General features: G+C 65.4%; 20 protein-coding genes. 18 read left to right on the top strand and 2 right to left on the bottom strand.

Features of this window, described 5'->3' with window-relative positions:
• Positions 1-99 precede the first annotated feature (99 nt).
• From hflK to KUV74_RS02045, 4 genes are all read left to right on the top strand, one after another.
• A complete protein-coding gene (gene hflK, locus KUV74_RS02060; RefSeq protein ID WP_045993097.1) occupies positions 100-1,344 on the top strand; it encodes an FtsH protease activity modulator HflK in 1,245 nt (414 codons plus the stop codon).
• Positions 1,345-2,247 (top strand): protease modulator HflC, encoded by a 903-nt coding sequence (gene hflC, locus KUV74_RS02055; protein WP_045993098.1) that lies wholly within the window; start codon positions 1,345-1,347, stop codon positions 2,245-2,247.
• Positions 2,248-2,520: 273 nt separating this feature from the next.
• Positions 2,521-3,702 (top strand): ATP phosphoribosyltransferase regulatory subunit, encoded by a 1,182-nt coding sequence (locus tag KUV74_RS02050; protein ID WP_045993099.1) that lies wholly within the window; start codon positions 2,521-2,523, stop codon positions 3,700-3,702.
• A gap of 110 nt (positions 3,703-3,812) precedes the next feature.
• Complete coding sequence (locus tag KUV74_RS02045) at positions 3,813-5,108, top strand: adenylosuccinate synthase (RefSeq protein WP_045993100.1); 1,296 nt, start codon at positions 3,813-3,815, stop codon at positions 5,106-5,108.
• Between the two features lie 131 nt (positions 5,109-5,239).
• On the opposite strand, the gene KUV74_RS02040 is transcribed toward KUV74_RS02045, so the two are convergent.
• Positions 5,240-5,962: a GntR family transcriptional regulator gene (locus KUV74_RS02040; protein WP_124802592.1), complete on the bottom strand. Its 723-nt coding sequence runs from the start codon at positions 5,960-5,962 to the stop codon at positions 5,240-5,242.
• A 192-nt stretch (positions 5,963-6,154) separates the two neighbouring features.
• Between KUV74_RS02040 and KUV74_RS02035 the strand changes: the two genes are divergently transcribed.
• The 7 genes from KUV74_RS02035 (at position 6,155) to KUV74_RS02005 (ending at position 12,832) form a co-directional block, all read left to right on the top strand.
• Positions 6,155-6,439 (top strand): UxaA family hydrolase, encoded by a 285-nt coding sequence (locus KUV74_RS02035; RefSeq protein ID WP_045993107.1) that lies wholly within the window; start codon positions 6,155-6,157, stop codon positions 6,437-6,439.
• 2 nt (positions 6,440-6,441) lie between these two features.
• Complete coding sequence (locus KUV74_RS02030) at positions 6,442-7,611, top strand: UxaA family hydrolase (RefSeq protein ID WP_045993108.1); 1,170 nt, start codon at positions 6,442-6,444, stop codon at positions 7,609-7,611.
• 171 nt (positions 7,612-7,782) lie between these two features.
• Positions 7,783-8,748 carry a tripartite tricarboxylate transporter substrate binding protein gene (locus KUV74_RS02025; RefSeq protein WP_222515534.1) on the top strand — a complete coding sequence of 322 codons (966 nt, stop codon included), beginning with the start codon at positions 7,783-7,785 and terminating at the stop codon, positions 8,746-8,748.
• A gap of 10 nt (positions 8,749-8,758) precedes the next feature.
• A complete protein-coding gene (locus tag KUV74_RS02020) occupies positions 8,759-10,282 on the top strand; it encodes a tripartite tricarboxylate transporter permease (RefSeq protein WP_222515533.1) in 1,524 nt (507 codons plus the stop codon).
• Complete coding sequence (locus KUV74_RS02015; protein ID WP_222515532.1) at positions 10,279-10,863, top strand: tripartite tricarboxylate transporter TctB family protein; 585 nt, start codon at positions 10,279-10,281, stop codon at positions 10,861-10,863. Before KUV74_RS02020 ends, KUV74_RS02015 begins: the two co-directional genes overlap by 4 nt.
• A gap of 35 nt (positions 10,864-10,898) precedes the next feature.
• Entirely contained in the window at positions 10,899-11,834 is a 936-nt protein-coding gene (locus KUV74_RS02010; RefSeq protein WP_222515531.1) for a hydroxyacid dehydrogenase, read from the top strand.
• Positions 11,831-12,832 carry an Ldh family oxidoreductase gene (locus tag KUV74_RS02005; RefSeq protein ID WP_222515530.1) on the top strand — a complete coding sequence of 334 codons (1,002 nt, stop codon included), beginning with the start codon at positions 11,831-11,833 and terminating at the stop codon, positions 12,830-12,832. The genes KUV74_RS02010 and KUV74_RS02005 overlap by 4 nt, the downstream gene beginning before the upstream one ends.
• Before the next feature lie 107 nt (positions 12,833-12,939).
• On the opposite strand, the gene KUV74_RS02000 is transcribed toward KUV74_RS02005, so the two are convergent.
• Positions 12,940-13,968 carry a LacI family DNA-binding transcriptional regulator gene (locus KUV74_RS02000; protein WP_222515529.1) on the bottom strand — a complete coding sequence of 343 codons (1,029 nt, stop codon included), beginning with the start codon at positions 13,966-13,968 and terminating at the stop codon, positions 12,940-12,942.
• A 293-nt stretch (positions 13,969-14,261) separates the two neighbouring features.
• Between KUV74_RS02000 and KUV74_RS01995 the strand changes: the two genes are divergently transcribed.
• The 7 genes from KUV74_RS01995 (at position 14,262) to KUV74_RS01965 (ending at position 20,997) form a co-directional block, all read left to right on the top strand.
• Complete coding sequence (locus tag KUV74_RS01995) at positions 14,262-14,507, top strand: hypothetical protein (RefSeq protein ID WP_222515528.1); 246 nt, start codon at positions 14,262-14,264, stop codon at positions 14,505-14,507.
• 2 nt (positions 14,508-14,509) lie between these two features.
• Positions 14,510-15,676 (top strand): TRAP transporter substrate-binding protein, encoded by a 1,167-nt coding sequence (locus tag KUV74_RS01990; RefSeq protein ID WP_045993115.1) that lies wholly within the window; start codon positions 14,510-14,512, stop codon positions 15,674-15,676.
• Positions 15,648-16,211, top strand: coding sequence for a TRAP transporter small permease (locus tag KUV74_RS01985; protein WP_083970439.1), 564 nt, complete (start codon positions 15,648-15,650; stop codon positions 16,209-16,211). The genes KUV74_RS01990 and KUV74_RS01985 overlap by 29 nt, the downstream gene beginning before the upstream one ends.
• A gap of 20 nt (positions 16,212-16,231) precedes the next feature.
• On the top strand, positions 16,232-17,533 hold the full coding sequence (locus KUV74_RS01980; protein ID WP_231498473.1) for a TRAP transporter large permease: 1,302 nt from the start codon (positions 16,232-16,234) through the stop codon (positions 17,531-17,533).
• A gap of 384 nt (positions 17,534-17,917) precedes the next feature.
• Entirely contained in the window at positions 17,918-19,231 is a 1,314-nt protein-coding gene (gene hisD, locus KUV74_RS01975) for a histidinol dehydrogenase (protein WP_222515527.1), read from the top strand.
• A 2-nt stretch (positions 19,232-19,233) separates the two neighbouring features.
• Positions 19,234-19,995 (top strand): SDR family NAD(P)-dependent oxidoreductase, encoded by a 762-nt coding sequence (locus KUV74_RS01970; RefSeq protein ID WP_261395015.1) that lies wholly within the window; start codon positions 19,234-19,236, stop codon positions 19,993-19,995.
• A 15-nt stretch (positions 19,996-20,010) separates the two neighbouring features.
• Positions 20,011-20,997, top strand: coding sequence for an alcohol dehydrogenase catalytic domain-containing protein (locus KUV74_RS01965; protein WP_222515525.1), 987 nt, complete (start codon positions 20,011-20,013; stop codon positions 20,995-20,997).
• Positions 20,998-21,015 lie beyond the last annotated feature (18 nt).

Genomic DNA, 21,015 nt, shown 5'->3' with positions numbered 1-21,015 from the left:
CGGCGGCCGAGATGCCGAGCGCAGCAATGTATGCAGTGTTTTCCAAGGATCGCAATCGATGCGCCTCGTCTAGGCGGGGGCACAGAGTGGAGACGACGTATGGCCTGGAATGAGCCTGGTGGCGGCAACGGCAACCAGCACGACCCCTGGAGTGGCGGGGGGCGCCGTGGCGGTAATGGGGGCGGTGGCAACCGCGGTGGCGACAATCAGGGTCCCCCCGACCTCGATGAGGCCCTGAAGAAGTTTCAGGACAAGCTCAATGGCATGCTCGGCGGCCGCGGCGGCAAGCGCGGCGGTGGCAAGGATGGCGGCAAGGGCGGCGGCAATCGCCCGCGCAATACCTTCGCCTTGCCGGGACTGTTGATCATCATCGGTCTCGCCGTATGGGCGGCCAGCGGCTTCTATCTGGTCGACCAGTCGGAGCGTGGCGTCGTGCTGCGCTTTGGCAAGTTCCAGGAAGTCGTCACCCCGGGTCTGCAGTGGAATCCGCCGCTGATCGACGACGTGCGCATGGTCAACGTCACCCGCGTGCGTTCGGTCAGCCAGACCCAGTCGATGCTGACCCAGGACGAGAACATCGTCTCGGTCGAGATCTCGGCCCAGTACCAGGTGGCAGCGCCGCGTGACTACGTGCTCAATGTGCGTGATCCCGAGCTGTCGCTGGAAAACGCCCTCGACTCGGCGCTGCGTCACGTGGTCGGTGGCACCGACATGATCGACATCCTGACCTCGGGTCGTGAGATTCTCGGCAGTGCCGTGACCAGCCGTCTGCAGACCTACCTGGACAACTACGGTACCGGTATCCGCCTGGTGACCCTGAACGTCGAGTCCACCTCGCCGCCCGATGCGGTGCAGGACGCCTTCGATGACGTCATCCGTGCCCGCGAGGATCGTCAGCGCACGATCAACCAGGCCATGGCCTATGCCAACGCCATCATCCCGGCGGCTCAGGGTCAGGCGCAGCGTATCGTCGAGCAGGGCCAGGGTTACCGCGAATCAGTGGTCGCCGAGGCGCGTGGTCAGGCCAACCGCTTCACCGCACTGCTGACCCAGTATCGCAATGCCCCCGAGGTGATGCGCGAGCGTCTCTACCTCGACGCCATCTCCGAGGTGCTCGGCCAGACCAACAAGGTACTGGTGGACGTCGATCAGGATGGCCCCTTGATGGTGCTGCCGATGGACCGTATCGGCCGTGGTCTGGGCACATCCACCGCTGCCGACGCCGAGAATCAGCTCGATCCGCAGGTGCTGGAGCGCATCCGTGCCGAGTCCGCCAACGCGGCCTCCAATTCAAGCTCGAACCGCAACGGTCGTGACACCGGTATTCAGCGGGAGGGTCGCTAAATGATCAATAATCGATCCCTGCTCATCGTCGGCGGCCTGGCCGCCGCCGCCTGGCTGGCCAGCAACAGCCTCTACGTGGTCGACGAGACCGAGCGTGCGGTCAAGCTGCGCTTCGGTGAGATCATCGAGGAAAATATCCAGCCGGGCCTGCACGTCAAGGTGCCGATCACCCAGACCATTCGCAAATTCGACACCCGGGTGCTGACCCTGGACACCGACGCCAGCCGCTACCTGACCCAGGAGCAGAAGGCGGTGATCGTGGACTCCTACGTCAAGTGGCAGGTGGTCAACCCCACTCGCTACTACGAGGCCACGGCCGGCGACGAGCTGATGGCGGTGCGCCTGATCCAGCCGCGGGTCGACGAGAGCCTGCGTAACGAGTTCGGCCAGCTGAACCTGCAGCAGATCATCTCCGAGAAGCGTGACGAGCTGATGTCCGGCCCCACCGAGGAGCTCGACAAGCTGATGCGCGAAGAGATCGGGGTGGCCATCCTCGACGTGCGGGTCAAGCGTATCGACCTGCCCGAGGACGTGTCCTCGGCGGTGTACGATCGCATGCGCTCCGAGCGTGAGCGTGAGGCCCGCGAGTGGCGTGCCCAGGGCCAGGAGGAGTCCGAGCGGATTCGTGCCAACGCCGATCGCCGCCGTCAGGTGCTGCTGGCCCAGGCCAACGAGCGTGCCGAGACCCTGCGTGGTGAGGGTGACGCCGAGGCCGCCGGTATCTACTCCGACGCCTACGAGGGCGATACCGAGTTCTATCGCTTCTGGCGTAGCCTCAACGCCTATCGCGACTCCTTCGGTGCCGGCGAGGGCAACATGATGGTGCTGGATCCCTCCAGCGACTTCTTCCGTTACCTCAAGAGCGCCGATCCCCAGGGAGCTGGCAGCCAGCCCCAGGGCTAGCGGTGGCCCCTGGCCGCCGACCGCAAGGGCGAATGCCGCCCTTGCGGGGTTCAACTGGCGGCCAAACGTGATAGAATCGGTAAACCGGGCGTGGCCCGGTTTTTTTGTGGCCGTCATTCCCGACATCGTTCCGTCCGACGCATTCGCCAGCACGCCAGAAGTTCCGAGACCGCTCCGAGATGAGTTCCCGGATTTCACCAGTGCGCGAGGTTTTGCGTGCGCGCGGACCAGGCCCACCGTCTAAGCAAGATATCGACCAAGCAGGATATCGACATGACCATCGCTGACCGCTGGCTCCTGCCCGACGGCATGGACGAGGTGCTGCCGCCTCAGGCCAGTCGTATGGAGGAGCTGCGCCGGGCGCTGCTCGACCTCTTCCATCTCTGGGGTTACGACCAGGTGATGCCGCCCCCGGTGGAGTTTCTCGACTCCCTGCTGACCGGCACCGGCACCGATCTCGACCTTCAGACCTTCAAGCTCACCGACCAGCTCACCGGGCGCATGATGGGGGTGACCGCCGACGTCACGCCGCAGGTGGCGCGCATCGATGCCCACTCGCTCAAGCGCGAAGGGCCGGTGCGTCTGTGCTACTGCACCAATGTGCTGCGAGCCAAGGCCGACAAGCATCAGGGCGGGCGCAGCCCGGTCCAGGTCGGTGTCGAGCTGTTCGGCAGCGCCAGCCTGGCGGCGGATCTCGAGATCCTGCGCCTGGCGCTGGAGAGCCTCTCGGCCTCCGGCGCCGGCGAGGTGCACCTGGCGCTTGGCCACGTCGGCATCTACCGCAACCTGGTCGAGGTCGCCGAGCTCGACGCCGAGGCCGAATACGCCATCTCCGCGGCGCTGGCACTGAAGTCGCCGGGGCAGCTAGAGGCAGAGGTGTCCAGGGCGGTAAGCGATCCCGCTCTGGCGGCCATGTTCCGCACCCTGGGCGAGCTGCACGGCGGCCCCGAGGTGCTCGACCAGGCCCGCGAAGCCTTTGCCGAGGCGCCCCAGGCGGTCAACGACGCCCTCGACAAGCTGTGCGAGCTGTATCAGGGCGTGCATCGCGAACACCCCGAAGTGGCCTGCTACTTTGACCTGGCCGAGCTGCGCGGCTATCAGTACCACACCGGCATGATGTTCGCCGCCTACGTGCCGGGGTACGGTCAAGCCCTGGCCAAGGGCGGGCGCTACGACGACACCGGCCGTGCCTTCGGTCGCGCCAGGCCTGCTACCGGCTTCTCGATGGATCTGAAGCTGTTGGCGACGCTGGCCTCCAGCGAGGCCGCCAGCGACAGCGTCTGGGCGCCGGCGGAAGGTGACGCCGAGGGCCTCGACGAGGCGGTTCAGGCCTTGAGGCGTCAGGGGCGCCGGGTGATCCAGGGGCTGCCCGGACAGCGCGCGGCAGGACACGGCTGCAGCGAGCAGCTGGTGGCCCGAGACCAGCGCTGGGTGCTCGAACCGCTGGCGACATGATCCGATCGGCAGTGCCTGGCACTGTCTGGCAAGCAATACCGGGGCGCCGGGGCGTGGCGCTTTAATCGACTGTGGCGCCAAGGCGCAACCAAGAAGAGACGAGAACTGCAATGGGCAAGAACGTAGTCGTACTGGGTACCCAATGGGGCGATGAAGGCAAGGGCAAGGTCGTCGACCTGCTGACCGAGTCCGCCTCCGCCGTGGTGCGTTTTCAGGGCGGTCACAATGCCGGCCACACCCTGGTCATCGACGGTGAAAAGACCGTCCTGCACCTGATTCCGTCCGGCGTGCTGCGCGAGGACAAGACCTGCGTCATCGGCAACGGCGTGGTGCTGTCGCCGGAGGCGCTGATCAAGGAAATCCGCGAGCTCGAGAGCAAGGGCGTGCCGGTGCGCCAGCGCCTGCGCCTGTCGCCGGCCTGTCCGCTGATCCTCGACTACCACGTGCGCCTGGACCAGGCTCGCGAGAAGGCCCGTGGCATCGCCAAGATCGGCACCACCGGTCGCGGCATCGGTCCGGCCTACGAAGACAAGGTCGCCCGCCGCGGCCTGCGCCTGGGCGATATGCTTCACCGCGAGCGCTTTGCGTCGAAGCTGGGCGAGGTGCTGGACTACCACAACTTCGTGCTGACCAAGTACCACGGCGAAGAGCCGGTGGACTTCCAGGCGACCCTGGAAAGCGCCATGGAGATGGCCGAAGAGCTGCGTCCGATGGTCACCGACACCGTGAGCCTGGTCCACGACCTGCGCAAGGGTGGCGAAAACATCCTGTTCGAAGGCGCCCAGGGTTCGCTGCTGGACATCGACCACGGTACCTACCCCTACGTCACCAGCTCCAACACCACCGCCGGCGGCACCGCCACCGGTTCAGGCGTCGGCCCGCTGTATCTGGACTACGTGCTGGGTATCACCAAGGCCTACACCACCCGTGTCGGCTCTGGTCCGTTCCCCACCGAGCTGTTCGACGAGCACGGCCGTCACCTGGCAGAGAAGGGCCACGAGTTCGGTGCCACCACCGGTCGCGCCCGTCGTTGCGGCTGGTTCGATGCCGTGGCGCTGCGTCACGCGGTGCAGATCAACTCGGTATCCGGCATCTGCCTGACCAAGCTCGACGTACTGGACGGCCTCGAGAACATCCGTGTCTGCGTGGGCTATCGCAGCAAGGACGGTGAAGTGCTCGACAACCCGGTGGACTCCGAAGGCTACGAGGCCATCGAGCCGGTCTACCAGGACCTGCCGGGCTGGAGCGAGTCGACTCTGGGCGTCAAGCGCGTCGAGGACCTGCCCAACGCCGCCCGCGCCTACATCAGCTTCCTCGAGGAGCAGGTCGGCACCTCCATCGACATCATCTCCACCGGCCCGGACCGCAACGAGACCATCGTCCTGCGCAATCCCTTCGGTGACTGATCGTCGCCTTGTCCCGAGCGGGGCCCTGACGCAGAAGCGAAGGGGGCTTTAAGCGGGCGTTGGCAAAAGGCAAGTAGCGAAAGGCCGGCAGTGATGCCGGCCTTTCGCGTATCTACACGCTACAGTTCGCCCTACAACTCATTGAAGTAACAGTGATGCCGGGTCTCGCAACGGGACACTCGGTACTCCAGCGCCTGCTCCTGAATATCTCTTGCCACCCGCCGGATCTCGAGGATCGGACTGCCTTCGGCGATTTCCAGGTGGTGGGCTTCGTCCTTGCCCGCCGCCACCGCGAACAGGCGTTCCTCGGCGTGGCTGACGTTGCAGCCGAAACGCTGCTGATACAGTTGATAGAGGGTGTTCGGCAGGGTCTCCGGCAGGCTTTCCAGCGTCGGAAAGCGTGTCGCCGCGACCACCACGTCCTCGAGCAGGGCGGGGCGTTCGTCGAGCTCCCTGACGCGGCGAATGTGGATGACGTCGTCTGCGTCCTCCAATCCCAGCACCTCCATTTCCTCTTCGTTGGCCGGGCGCCTTTCGCGCACCAGGATGCGCGATGTCGGCAGCGAGCGGCTGCCATCGAGTCGGGTCAGGTGGAAGAAGCGAAACAGCGAGCTGTCCTGATCGTGGGTGGCGACCACGGTGCCCTTGCCCTGGTAGCGGATCACCACGTTGTCGCTGGCCAGGGAGTCCAGCGCCTTTCTCAGGGTGCCGACACTGACCTGATACTCCTTGGCCAACGCCGACTCGCTGGGGATAAAGGTGCCGGGTGCCCACTCTCCCGAGACGATGCGCTGAAGCAGCACCTCCTTGATCTGCTGGTAGAGCGGTCGGTAGCTGAGGCTTGGCTGATCCATGCGGGTTCCTTCTTTGCGTTGGGCGAGGCCCGTTTCTTCGTCGGCAGTATAGCTCGAGGGAAATCTAGTTGATACTTGACTAACCTATATCCTATGTCCTATACATGAGTTGTGAGGGCAGCAAGCGACACCTGCCCAGGGCCAACCGGCGATATCACAACGTCAACAACATTCGTTCAGGAGAGGGGCAGCATGAGCATCGATTTCGTAGTGCACGATGCCGACGACAGTGTCGGGGTCGTGGTGGTCGAAGGCGTCGAGGCGGGGCAGACCCTGACAGGCTGGGTCATGCATCAGGACCAGACGGTCACCTTCGAGGTGAGCGACGCCATTCCCATCGGTCACAAGCTGGCCATTCGTGACCTCGATGAGGGCGACACCGTGATGAAGTACGGCGTCGATATCGGTCGCGTCGTCCAGCCGATCAAGCAGGGCGAGCACCTGCACGTACACAACGTCAAGACAAAGAGGTGGTAAGCATGGAAATCAAGGGTCGCAAGTTCCAGGGGTATCGGCGTGAAAACGGCCGTGTAGGGGTCCGTAATCACGTGATCGTGCTGCCGGTGGACGACATTTCCAATGCTGCCGCCGAAGCGGTTGCCAACAACATCAAGGGCGCACTGGCGCTGCCGCATCCCTACGGCCGCCTGCAGTTCGGCGCCGATCTGGACCTGCACTTCCGCACGCTGATCGGCACCGGCTGCAATCCCAACGTGGCGGCGGTGGTGGTGATCGGTATCGAGCCAGGCTGGACCAACAAGGTGGTGGACGGCATCAAGGCCACCGGCAAGCCGGTCGAAGGCTTCTGGATCGAGCAGAACGGTGATCACAACACCATCTGTGCCGCCTCCAAGAAGGCCAAGGAATTCGTCCAGTACGCCAGCGAGATCCAGCGCGAGGAGTGCGACGTCAGCGAACTGTGGGTGTCCACCAAGTGCGGCGAGTCGGACACCACCTCCGGCTGCGGCGCCAACCCCACCGTGGGCGACGCCTTCGACAAGCTATACGACGCCGGCTGTACCCTGGTATTCGGCGAGACCTCAGAGCTGACCGGCGGGGAACACCTGGTGGCCGAGCGCTGCGCCACCCCCGAGGTGCGCGAACAGTTCCAGGCGATGTTCGATCGCTACAGCGACATGATCGACCGCCACAAGACCAGCGACCTGTCCGAGTCTCAGCCGACCAAGGGTAACATCGAAGGTGGCCTGACCACCATCGAGGAGAAGGCGCTGGGCAACATCCAGAAGATCGGCCGTCGCTGCAAGGTGGATGGCGTACTGGACAAGGCCGAAACGCCGGACAAGCCGGGCCTGTGGTTCATGGACTCGTCTTCCGCCGCCGCCGAGATGGTGACCCTGTGCGCCGCCGCCGGCTACGTGGTGCACTTCTTCCCGACGGGGCAGGGCAACGTCATCGGCAACCCGATCCTGCCGGTGGTGAAGATCTGCGCCAACCCGCGCACCGTGCGCACCATGAGCGAGCACATCGATGTCGATGTGTCCTCGATCCTCAAGCGCGAGATCAACATGGAAGAGGCCGGTGATCAGCTGCTTGAAATGATGCTGCGCACCGCCAATGGCCGCAATACCGCCGCCGAGGCGCTGGGGCATCGGGAGTTTGTGCTGACCCGTCTGTACGAAAGCGCCTAAGCCAACGCCCGAGGCGGCGATCTGGCAAAAAAACCGGCTCCTCCCGCCGTTCGTCGGGAGGGGCAGGCCGTTGTAGCAAAGAAGGTTGTGCAAGAACGGCGAGCAATGAAAGCGAGTTGCTCGTAGCGAAGATCCTGACCACCCCATAACGACAACATCAGGAGTAACGTCATGCGCCTTTCCCACACCCTGACCCTGACCGCGATGCTGGCGGCGTCAACCCTCGTGGCCCCGCTGGCCCTCGCCGACGCCGAGGACTTTCCCGCCAAGGACGTGCAGTACGTGATCCCCTTCGGCCCGGGCGGCGAGTCCGACATCAGTGCCCGACTGCAGCAGAAGTACTTCGAGGAGATCACCGGCCAGCAGCTGATCATCCAGTACATGCCCGGTGGCGGCGGTGCGGTGGGCTGGTCCCAGCTCAACGACATGACCGCCGATGGCCATACCATCATGGGCTCCAATCTGCCCCATATCGTGCTCAAGCCGATGGGCAAGGACGCCGGTTTTGCCACCGAGGACGTCAACAACTTCTACTTCTTCCACTACTCGCCGGACGCCATCCTGGTCCGCGAGGACAGCCCCTACCAGACCCTGGAAGATCTGGTCGAGGCGGCGCGCCAGGCGCCCGGTGTGGTGACCTTCTCCGGTAGCGGCACCTACAGTGCCAATGATGTGGCCAATACGCGCTTCCAGCAGTTGGCCGACGTCACCACCACCTACATCCCTTTCAAGGGCACCGGCGCGGCGGTCGCCGCTCTGCTGGGTGGCCAGGTCCAAGCCGAGTGGGGCTATACCACCGTGGCTGCCAACCATCAGGACAAGGTGCGCATGCTGGCGGTGGCCGCCGAGGAGCGCCATCCGCTGTTCCCCGACGTGCCGACCTTCCAGGAACTCGGCTATGACATGGTGGGCGGCGCCTATCGTGGCATGGCGGTGCCCAGCGAGACGCCGGCAGACGTTCAGGCGCGGTTGTCCGAGATCTTCGATCAGATCAATCAGAATCCCCAGTTCCGCCAGGAGATGGAGGATCTGGGTTTCGTGTTGATGGACGTCGGCAATGACGATGTTGCCGATTTCCTGGCCGAACAGAGCCAGCAGTATGAGACCAGCGCGCGAGAACTCGGCCTGATCGACTGAGGTCATCGCCATGGATCTTATCGTTCATGCGCTCGGCGCTTTGTCGCCGCTCAATCTTGCGCTGGCCCTGCTCGGGGTAACGGCGGGCATCGTCATCGGTGCCCTGCCAGGGCTTTCCGCCACCATGGCGGTGGCGGTGCTGGTCCCGGTGACCTTCGGCATGGCGCCGGAGTCGGCCCTGATCATGCTCGGCGCCATCTATACCGGGGCCATCTACGGCGGCTCCTACTCGGCGATACTGGTCAATACGCCAGGTACGCCCTCGGCCATCGCCACCACCTTCGACGGCTATCCCATGGCCCGCCGCGGTGACGGTGATCTGGCCGTCACCCTGTCGACCATCGCCTCGGTGGTCGGTGGGCTGGTCGGGGTGCTGGCGCTGCTGCTGCTGGCGCCGCTGCTGGCCCAGGTCGCGCTCAGCTTCGGGCCGGTGGAGTACTTCTGGCTGGCGATCTTCGGGCTGACGCTGATCTCGGCGCTGTCCGAGGATTCGACCCTCAAAGGGTTCATGGGGGCGGGCTTCGGCCTGTTGCTGTCCACCGTGGGCGTCGCGGTGATCGGCGGCGATATCCGCTACACCTACGGCTCGCCGGTGCTGCTTGGTGGCATCGAGACGGTCTCGGCGCTGATCGGCCTGTACTGCATTCCGGTGTTGATCGATCTGGTGGCAACACCCGCCGCCCACCTCAAGGTGGATGGCGTGTCGCGCGGGGTGCGCTTTCGCGAGGGCATGGCGATCGCCATCAAGGGCAAGCTGAACCTGCTGCGCTCGGCGACCATCGGCACCGGTGTCGCCATCCTGCCGGGGGCGGGCGGCTCGATTGCAAGCCTGGTGTCCTATTCGGAGGCACGCCGGGTGGCCGACGAGCCGGCGAGCTTCGGCAAGGGCAATCCTCAGGGGGTGCTGGCGACCGAGGCCGCCAACAATGCCACCGTGGGCGGCGGCTTCATTCCGACCCTGGTGCTGGGCATCCCCGGCACGCCGCCGGATGCAGTGATCCTCGGGGCCTTGCTGGTGCAGGGCTTTCGTACCGGGCCGGAGCTCTTCACCACCAACGCCGGCATCACCTACACCTTCGTCGCCGGGCTGTTTCTGGCCACCTGCCTGCTGCTGCCGCTGGGGCTGTTGATCGGGCGCTACGCCTTCAAGTCGATCATCTCCATTCCCAAGGCGCTGCTGGTACCGACCATCGCCTTCATGACGGTGATCGGCACCTACGCCATCCGCAACAGCGCCAGCGACGTGGTGATCATGCTTTGCCTGGGGGGGCTGGGCTGGGTGCTCAATCGCTACGGCTTTCGGCCCTCGCCCATCGTGCTGGGGCTGATCCTCGGACCCATCGCCGAGCAGGGCTTCGTCCAAGGCTTCCTGATGGGGCGGGCCAGCGGATCGCTGTTCGCTACCTTCTTCGGCGGGCCGATCAGCCTGACGATCATTGCGTTGTCGTTGCTGAGCGTCTTCTACCCGATGGTCAAGGCGCGGCGAGAGGCAAGGCGCCAGAACAAGAAGATCAACGGGGAGGTGTCGCCATGAGCGCTGTTCACAACAGGAGCACTGGTCACGACACGAGCACTGGCCACAACACCAGCGCTGCCGGCAAGAAGAAGCACGCTATCCAGGCCTCCTGTTCCCGCGCAAGCGAGTATCTGCTGCCGACGCTATTCGTCGCCGGCGCCGCTCTATGCCTGTGGGAGACCCGTGAGATGAGTCAGCTCGGGGCGGTATTTCCTGCGGTGATCTCGCTGGTGGTGATCGTCGCGGGACTGCTGCGCCTGGGGCAGCTTGGGCTGCGCGGGGTGGTGGCCAACCATGAGCGGGGTTCTGATCCAAGTTCTGATGCGAGCTCGAGTCCGGGCTCGGGTTCGACCCCACGGCGCCTGGCGCTGGTCGGAATCATGCTGGCCTGGGCCCTGGCGCTGCCCTGGCTCGGCTTCCTGTTGACCGGCCTTGCAAGCTTCGTCGGGCTGATGGTGGTGGCGCAGTACCGGCGCTGGCATCCACGTCGCCTGGCCGGACACCTGCTGACCGGCGCCGTGCTGGTGGCCTTCTTCTATGCCCTGTTTGCGCTGGTACTCAATGTTCCGCTGCCCGCGGGTCGCTGGTTCACGCTGTGAGGCCGATTCGACGCCATTATCGAGGGAGTACAACGATGGCCAGGATAGTTATCTCGGAATTCATGGACGAGCAGGCGGTGGCCTGGCTCGGTGAGCACCACGAGGTGCTGTGTGACACCCGTCTGGTCGAGGATCGAGGACGCCTTCTGGACGCGGTGGCCGACGCCGATGCGCTGATCGTGCGCAATCGGACCCAGGTCGATAGTGAACTGCTGACAAGGGCGCCGCGCCTCAAGGTGGTGGGACGTCTTGGTGTCGGACTCGACAATATCGACCTCGGGGCCTGCGCCGAGCGCGACGTCGAGGTCAAGCCGGCCCAGGGTGGCAACGCCGGCTCGGTGGCCGAGTACGTGATCGCCGGGGCGCTGATGCTGCGCCGAGGTGCTTACGCCTCGACCCCGGCCATGCTGGCAGGGGAGTGGCCCCGCCAGGCGCTGATGGGGCGTGAGGTCAGCGGCGCGAGGTTGGGTCTGGTGGGCTTTGGTGCCATCGCCCAGGTCACCGCCGGGCTCGCCCGGGCCCTCGGTATGGAGGTGCTGGCGTTTGATCCCCACCTGCCGGCCAAGTCTGCGGCCTGGGGCCAGACCCAGCGCTGCGAGACGCTGGAAGCGCTGCTGGCCGAGGCCGATGTGGTCAGTCTGCATGTGCCGCTCAATGACCAGACCCGACACCTGCTGGATGCCGATCGCCTGGCCGTCATGAAGCCCGGCGCAGTGGTCATCAACGCCGCCCGCGGTGGGGTGGTGGACGAGCCGGCACTGGCCGAGGCGCTCACCAGTGGACGCCTGGCGGGGGCCATGCTCGATGTGTTCGAACAGGAGCCACTTGGCGCAGGCTCGGTGCTCGAAGGGGTGCCCCATCTGGTATTGACCCCGCATATCGCCGGGGTGACCGAGGAGTCCAACGCGCGTATCAGCCAGATGACCGCCGAGAACGTGGTTGCGGTACTGACGCCGGAGGGGGTGGCATGAGCCAGACGACAACACTTGCCCGCGAACAGGCGCGGGAACTCGCCATGGAGGCGATGCGTGCCAGGGGCTTCCCCGAGCGCGAGGCCGCCATCACGGTGGAGGCGCTGCTCGACGCCGAGCGCGACGGTCTGCCGTCCCATGGGCTCTCGCGCCTACCGTTCTATCTGGACCAGGCCGCCAGCGGCAAGGTCAACGCCGGCGCCATACCCAGGGCCGAAGCCGATGGCGCGGTGGTGCGGGTCGACGCCGACCATGGACTAGCCTTTCCGGCCATCGCCAGCGGGCTGGACGCCGGCTTCGAGGTGGCGCGGCAGCAGGGGCTATGCGCGATTTCCATCGGACGCTCTCACCACTTTGGGGTGGCCGGTGCACCGGTGGAGCGAGCGGCTAGGGAGGGCTTCATGGCGCTGGCATTCAGCAATGCGCCGTCGGCCATGGCGCCCTGGGGTGGTCACAAGCCGCTCTACGGCACCAACCCCATCGCCTTCGCCTGTCCGCGACCCGAGGCCGAACCCATGCTGCTGGACCTGTCATTGTCCAAGGTGGCCAGGGGCAAGGTGATGCTGGCGCGCAAGGCCGGCAAGCCGATCCCCGAGGGCTGGGCGGTGGGGCCGGATGGGGCGCCTACCACCGATCCGGAGACCGCCATCCAGGGCAGCATGGTGCCGGCAGGAGACGCCAAGGGGGCGGCGCTGGCGATGATGGTGGAGCTGTTGTGCGCGGGGCTTTCCGGTAGTCGCTTCGGTTTCGAGGCGGGGTCTTTCTTCGAGGCGCAGGGAGAGCCTCCCGGGGTCGGTCATTTGATGCTGCTGTTCGACGTCGATCGCTTCGCACCTGATGTGCTCGCGCGCTGTGAAGTGCTGTTCGCCGCGATGCTCGAGCAGCCGGGCGTACGCCTGCCCGGCGACCGGCGCCACCAGCTGCGACGCCAGAGCCATGATCGGTTGACGCTGCCGACGGCGGTGGTGGATGACCTGACGGCCATTGCGGCTTCCTAGACGTGCGGCTTCCTGGATAGCGTTCGCGGATACAGTTCGCGGACAGCGCCTAGAACGACTTTCCCGAATAGCTTTGCTGAATGGCTTTATCAGCCAGCTCAGCCGGCCTACTGGCCGCGTCCGGCAAGTGGCGGCGCCGTCGATCCCCGTAGCTGGACGCTGGCATCCAGGTGCAGGTCGCTGGGCCGCTCGCGATGGCGAATCCACGTCATCAGGGCGTCGGCGGCATGCACTCCGATGTCACTGGCGGGCACCGAGACGGTGGTCAGCGATGGCGACATGTAGGCCGCCTGGGGCAGGTCGTCGAAGCCTGTGATCGACAGTTCCCGAGGCAGGTCGAGCCCGCGTCGCTGGGCCTCGAGCAGGGCGCCGAAGGCCAGGGTGTCATTGCCGCAGAGCAGCGCCGTGGGCGGGGAGGACATCTCCAGCAGTCTGGCGCAGGCGTCGGCGCCCTCGGCGACACCGTACTCCACCACCTCGACGTCCGGCGCCGGGCAACCGGCAGCGGTAATCGCATCGCTGAACCCCTCGAAGCGGGCCCGGGCACGGTCATTGTGTTCATAGGGTGCGGTGACGATGGCGAGGCGGCGGTGGCCCAGGTCGATCAGGTGGCTCGCCAGCTGTCTGGCGGCGCCGCGATTGTCGAAGCCGATACAGGGGGCTTCGGCCTTGTCATGGGTCTGCCAGCTGGTGAGGAAGGGCAGTTGACGCTGGTGAAGCAGACGGTAGGCGTCGGCAAGGTGTTCATGGCCGATCAACACGACGCCGTCCACGCCATGCTGGACCAGCGTCCGCAACGCCTGCAGTTCGTCCTCGAGGTCGTAGCGGTAGGTGGCCAGCAGCAGACGACAGTCATGCTCCTTGAGGCGCCGCTCCAGGCTGTTGGCCATGGTGCCGAAGATCGGGTTGTCGAGGGTCGGTACCAGCAGACCGATGGCGCCGATGCGGCGTGAGGCCAGTGCACGGGCCGAACCATCCGGCACGTAGCCGAGGCGGCCGACGGCAGCCTCCACTTTCTTTCGCAGACGGTCGCTGACGTGGGGTGCGCCGTTGAGCACCCGCGAGACAGACGCCGTCGAGACCCCGGCCTCCCGGGCCACATCTTCCAGCAACGCTCTGGTGGGACGATCGTTCATCTGGCCTCTCCTGGGTGGCGCCACCGGTGTGATCCGATCGGCGCCACGGTTGCGGCTAAAGTCGAAGGTCCTTTACAGGATTCTGGCTGGACAAGTCCTATAGAGGAATCTACCTTGAATGGTGCGCCATGTAAGCGCTTACAATTATAGCAGCAGACAGCGTTGATCGTAGTTCACTGCTGCATTTTTGCCTCGTTAGCCTGACCACGGCTTCGAGCAGAGCCGGTCCAGGCTCAGCAAGATCGACAACGACGCGTACCACCAAATACAACGAGAGTCGGGAGTCGCCACCCATGTCCAGGTCGTCTTCGTCCTCAGCCAAGTTGATGTTATGGCTGTCGATATGTCTGTTCGCCGCCTTTTTCGTCAACGTCGCCATCCAGCGCTATGTACCGGGAATGGGGGCGCTGGAAGCCGCCTACGAGGCGGTGCTGTTGACGCTCGCTACCGCCTTCTTCGTCTCTGCCTGCCTCAAGTTCGAGGGCAAGGCGCCGTCTGGCGCCGAGCCGGGCACGCCAACCACACAACAAGGACAATGACCATGCGAGATTTCATCACCAATGACAGCGGTGCTCCCAGCCAGCCGGAAAGACGGCTGTTCATGGGCACCGTGGCGAAGTTCGGTTTTACCGCCGCGGTGGTCGGTGCGGTCGGCGGTGCGTTGTTCTCGGAAAGCGCCATGGCGGCCACCGCCAAGGAAGAGTCCGAGCGAGAGAACGCGGCCGAGAGCACCATCGTGCTCGCCACCGGCTATACCCTGGGCGCCTCGCGGGCCTATCCGATCATGCAGCTCAACTTCAAGGAGAACCTGCAGAACTTCTCCGGCGGTCGGCTCTACGTGAAGCTGGCGCCCGGTGGTCAGCTCGCCACCGGCGGGGCGCTGATCTCGATGGTCCAGAACGGTTCCATCGCCATCGCCCAGCATTCGCTGTCCAACCTGTCGTCCTTCGCCCCGGAAGCCGACCTGGTGAACATTCCCTACTGGTGTGGCGAGAACCAGCGTCTGATCAATCTGGTGACCTCGGACGCCTGGCGCGACACCGTTCACCACAAGGTCGAGGAGCGCGGCTTCAAGGTGCTGTCCTATATCTGCATCGACCCGAGGACCGTCGCCGTGCGCGAGGGGCTGCTCGATGGCCCGGTGCGGGTCCCCGATGACATCTCCGGCATCAAGTTCCGGGTGCCGTCCTCGCAGATCCTGCAGCAGGTCTATCGACTGGCCGGTGCCAACCCGACGCCGGTGGCCTGGGGCGAGACCTCGTCGGCGATCAAGCAGGGCGTGGCCGATGCCCTCGACCCCAGTGTCCAGGCCCTGCTGGTGTTCGGCTTCACCGACGTGCTGTCGAGCATCTCCACCATCCAGTCGGTGCCGGATGCCCAGGTCTACACCTGCAACAAGGCCTGGTTCGACAGCCTGGATGGCGCGCTTCAGGACGCTGTCATGCAGGCGTCTGATGTCACCTTCCGCGAAAACCTCGCCAAGGTCCCGGCGGCGCGAGCCTACGCCCATGACCAGATGCGCCTGGCCGGCGTCGAGGTCTACTCCCTGAGCGACGAGGAAAAGGCCCAGTGGGTCGAGCGTTGCGGCCATCAGCTGCCCGCCTGGGACGAGACCAAGCGTGAACTGGCGGGGTCGCTGGAGGCATTCGACAAACTGCTGGCCGCCACGGAGGTGCAAAATGGCTATTTCGTCGACAGCAACGCCTAAGGACACGCGCTGGCGCGCCCTGCGCCTGCGCTGTGACGACGTCGATCGCCGCACCGAGCGCTGGCTGCTGCTGACCTTCTACGCGCTGATCATCCTGACGGTGGCGGTGGAAGTCATCCGCCGCTTTGCCCTCAACTACTCCTCTGTCTGGGGCGAGGAGCTGGCGCGCTATGCCTTTATCTACCTGGCCTGGCTCGCCGCTGCCGCGGCGGTCAGGGACCGCGCCCATATCCGCATCGATGTGCTGATCAACCTGGGCGGGCCTCGCATGAAGCGCCTGGGCTGGTGGATCTCGGATATCGCCACCCTGGTGCTGGCGGTGTGGGCACTGTACCTGTCAATCGCACCGGTGCTGACATCGATCAACTTCGGTTCGGTCACCGCGGGACTGCGGGTTTCCCAGGCGTTCTTTCTGGCCGCCATCCCGGTGGGCTTTCTGCTGATCGCCTGGCGAGTGGTGCAGAGCATGCTGGCGGATATCCGGCGCATGCAGCGTGGTGATCCGGTCTTCGATGGCCAGAAGCTCTTCGACTGAGGGGGACCGTCATGGAATTCATGGAACTTCAACAGGCCGCGGCCTCCCTGGACTGGACCTTCTATGCGCCGCTGGCGGCGCTGATCGTGATGATCCTGGTCGGGGTGCCGGTGTGGGTCGCCATCGGTCTCGGCACCCTGGGCATGCTGACCTTTACCGAGACCTTGCCGCTGTCGGTGTTCGGCGAGTCGCTGTTCGAGGGCATCAACGCCTTTGCGCTGATCGCGGTGCCGCTGTTTATCCTGACCGGCGATGCCCTGGTGCGCTCGGGGCTTTCCGGCAAGTTGCTGGATGTGGCCGAGGCCAGCGTCGGCGGGCTCAAGACCGGCCTTGGCAGCTCGACGACGCTGGGCTGCGGCTTCTTTGCCTGCATCTCCGGCTCGGACGCGGCGGGTGCCGCGGCGGTGGGGCGCATGACCATTCCCCGGCTGGTGGAGCGCGGCTATCCGTTGCCGGCGGCCTGTGCGCTGGTGGCCTCCGGTGCCTGCACCGGCATCCTGATCCCGCCATCGATCGCCTATATCGTGATGGGCCTGGTGCTCGGCATGTCCGCCTCGACGCTGTTTCTGGCGGCGGCGATCCCCGGGGTGATGGTGATGATCTCGGTCATGGCCACCAATATGGTGCTCAATCGCATCTACGGCTTCGAAGGCGATCGCGAGCGTTTCTCCTGGCGACGCTGGATCGACACCGTATGGGACGCCCGCTGGGCGCTGTTCGTACCGGTGGTGATCCTGGGCGGCATCTACACCGGCATCTTCACTCCTACCGAGGCGGCATCGGTGGCCGTGGTGGTGGTGGTCATCATCGGCCTGCGCCAGGGCCGCCTGACGCTGGGTGACATTCCGCGCATGCTGGAGAGCTCGGCGCGGGTGTGCGGCGTCATCGTGCCGATCATCGCGGTGTCCCTGCCGCTGGCGCAGAGCCTGGCCAGCCTCGATATCCCCCAGACCCTGGTCAGCGGAATCAGCGGTGTCACCGACGCCCCCTGGCTGATGATCCTGATGATGATCGGCATTCTGGTGCTGGCTGGCTGCGTGATGGAAACCACCCCCAACATCGTCATCCTGGCGCCGCTGCTGCTGCCACTGGCGCTGGAGGCGGGGATGAACGAGTTCCACTTCGCGATCCTGATGGTCACCACCCTGGGCCTGGGCTTCATCACGCCACCGCTGGGACTCAACCTGTTCGTGGTGTCCGGCTTGACCCGCTGTTCGGTGCTGTCGATCGCTCGCTACGCGCTGCCGTTCGTGCTGGGGATGCTGATCGTGGTGTTGATGATCGCTTATCTGCCTTGGTTGTCGACCTGGGCGATAGGGTAGGGCTCGTCTGAAAAGTGCCTGCGCTCGGTAATACGGCGTTAAAGATTGGCTGGTGCGCCAGCCCGGTAAAAATGCTCGTTTACACCCCTTGGTTGTCGATTTGGGCGATAGGGTAAGGAGAGGTTGGGGGAGAGCTGTCTTCCCCCTTTTTTTCAACGGATTTGTAAGCGCTTACAAAAGTGAAGGCGTAAAGGTACGAAGCGAGGGCGAGGGCGACGCTTGGCGACTGGCTGGTCCACGCCTCGCCAGAGCAACGCTCACCAAAACAACGACGCCGTCGGCGCATCACGGCCGAGTCGACGGCACACCCTAGGCACTGCGCATGCTCAAGACTCAAGCATGTGTGGCGACCGATACCGGCCGATGACCTCAAGGAGACTCAACATGGCGATTCACTACTACAAGCAAGCCGACAAGAATGCCTCCAGCAACGACACCCAGACCCATGAAGTCGTCTCGCGTATGCTCGCCGAGATCGAGGCCGGGGGAGAGGCCAAGGCGCGGGAGTACTGTCGCGAACTCGACGGCTGGGAAGGCGACGTCATCGTCAGCCGTGACCAGATCGAGGCGGCCAGGGAGAAGGTCCCCGAGCAGCTCAAGCAGGATATCCACTTCGCCTATGAGCGCGTCAGCCGGTTTGCCGCTGCCCAGCGCGACAGCATCCAGGGCTTCGAGACCGAGCTGTCTCCGGGCCTGTTCGCCGGGCAGAAGCTGATCCCGATGGAGACCGCCGGTTGCTACGTGCCCGGTGGCCGCTACGCGCATATTGCCTCGGCGATCATGAGTGTGGCCACCGCCAAGGTGGCCGGGGTCAAGAACGTGGTGGCCTGTTCGGTGCCGCGGGACGAGAACGGCATCCACCCGGCCATCCTCTATGCGATGGATCTCGCCGGTGCCGATGTCATCCTGCAGATGGGCGGGGTTCAGGGCATCGCCTCCATGGCCTTTGGACTGTTCACCGGCAAGCCCGCCGATATTCTGGTCGGCCCCGGCAACCGCTTCGTCGCCGAGTCCAAGCGTCAGTTGTTCGGACGCTGCGGCATCGACATGTTCGCCGGGCCCACCGAGATCGGCATCATCGCCGATCACAGCGCCGATCCCGATATCGTGGTCGAGGACCTGGTCGGCCAGGCCGAGCACGGCCCGGATTCGCCGGCCTGGCTGTTCACCACCTCGCGCGAACTGGCTGAAGCGGTGGATCAGCGCATCCAGGCGCGCATCGATAACCTGCCGGAAACCCAGCGCAAGGCCGCCGACGCCGCCTGGCGCGACTACGGCGAGATCATCGTCTGCGATACCCGGGAGGAAACCGTCGAGGTCAGCGATCGTTATGCCTCCGAACATCTGGAACTGCAGGTGGAGGATCTGGACTGGTGGATGGAGCGCCTCAACAGCTACGGCTCGCTGTTCGTCGGCGAGGAGGCTTCGGTGGCGTTCGGCGACAAGTGTTCGGGCACCAATCATATCCTCCCGACCAAGGGGGCGGCGCGTTACACCGGCGGGCTGTGCGCCCAGAAGTTCCTCAAGATCGTGACCTACCAGCGCCAGAGCCGCGAGGCCACCCGTACCGTAGCCGCCACCGCCGCCAGGCTGTCGCGCTGCGAGGGCATGGAAGGCCATGCCCGAACCGGCGATATCCGTCTGGCCAAGTACTATCCGGATGAGCGCTTTGTGCTGGCGGTGGAAGAGGACGTATGACCATGCGCCCCGATTTTGACCTCGACGGACGGGTGGCGCTGGTCACCGGGGGCAGCAGCGGGCTGGGTCTTGCCATCGGCGAGGCACTGGCGGCGAGCGGCGCCCGGGTGGTGCTGGCCGCCAGGCGTCAGGACGCGCTGGATGCGGGAGTGGAGCGGATTCGGAGCATGGGCGGCCAGGCGGCCGCCCTCAGCGCCGACCTGGCCGACGCCAGGGGCCTCGAAGAGGTGGCACGTCGCGCCACCGAGGCCTTTGGCGATCCTCAGATTGTGGTCAACGCCGCCGGGGTGAACCTGCGCCAGCCGGCAGAAGAGGTCGATCTGGCCTCGTGGGAGCTGACCCTGCAGCTCCACCTGGGCACACCGTTCTTTCTGTCACGGGCGCTGGTGCCGGGGATGCGCGCGGCGGGCTACGGTCGCATCATCAACCTGGCCTCGCTGCAGTCCAGTCGTGCCTTTCCCGACAGCGCCCCCTACGGGGCCGGCAAGGGTGGCATCGCCCAGCTGACCCGCGCCATGGCCGAGGCCTGGTCGCGCCACGGTATCAACGCCAATGCGCTGGCGCCGGGATTCTTTCCTACCGAGCTGACCTCACCGGTGTTCGATGATGCGGCCAGGTCCGAGGCGCTGGCGCGCCAGACCGCCATCGGCCGTAACGGGCGGCTTGAGGATATCGCGGGACCGGCGGTATTCCTGGCGTCCCCGGCCTCGGCCTACGTCACCGGCCAGATCCTTCACGTCGATGGCGGCTTTACCGCCAAGTGATTCAGGAGACTCACCATGCAAGCCTTGTTCTACGTCGGTCGCGAGCAGATGGAGATGCGTGGCACCGAGCCCGAGCCGCTCAAGCCGGGGGAGTCGCGGGTGCAGGTGGAGGCCACCGGCATCTGCGGTTCCGACCTGCATGCCTACCATGGCCATGATCCCCGGCGGGTGCCGCCGATGATCCTGGGCCACGAGGTCGCGGGACGGGTGGTCGAGGGTGCCTGGAAGGGCAAGCGGGTCACCATGAACCCGCTGATCGTCTGCGGCCACTGCGAGTACTGCCAGGCCGGGCGCCAGAATCTATGCGAGAACCGCAGCATGATCGGCATGAATCGCCCCGGCAGCTTCGCCGAGACGGTCAACATCGCCGATCACAGCCTGATCGAGCTGCCACAGACGCTCAGCGCCGAGATCGCCGCCATGACCGAGCCGGTGGCGACCGCAGTGCATGGTATTCACCGCCTGGAGCGGGTGCTCGATCGCCCGCTGGCGGAGTCCCGGGTGCTGGTGATCGGTGCCGGCGCCATCGGCCTGATGACCGCCTTGATCCTGCGCCAGCGCGGGGTGCGCTCGCTGCGTATCGCCGATCTCAACCCGCTGCGCCGGGAGGAGGCGCTCAGGGTAGGGCTCGAGGCCTTCGACCCGCGCGAAGCGCCGCCCCGGGCCGACTCGGTGGAAGCGGTGTTCGACTGTGTGGGGGCTGGCCCCACGCGCAAGATGGCGGTGGCCTCGGCTCGTCCTGGTGGCGCGATCATGCACCTTGGTCTGCAGGACAACGATGGGGGCACCGATACCCGCGCCATCACCTTGAAGGAGCTGAGTTTTCTTGGTGCCTACACCTACAGCTTCGGTGATCTTCGCGCTGCCGTCGCACTGCTCGACGCCGGTGCGCTGGGGGAGCTGTCCTGGGTCGAGAAGCGGCCTCTGGCCGAGGGGCCGGCCGCCTTCGAGGAGCTGGCAAGCGGGCGCAGCGCCGCCGCCAAGGTCATTCTGTATCCGTAAGGGCCGCGTTGGCACGGA

It is taken from the genome of Halomonas sp. DP1Y21-3, assembly GCF_019801245.1.
Lineage (GTDB): Bacteria > Pseudomonadota > Gammaproteobacteria > Pseudomonadales > Halomonadaceae > Halomonas > Halomonas litopenaei.
Note: the sequence above shows the minus strand (reverse complement) of the source record. Positions and strands in the feature narration are given on the sequence as shown.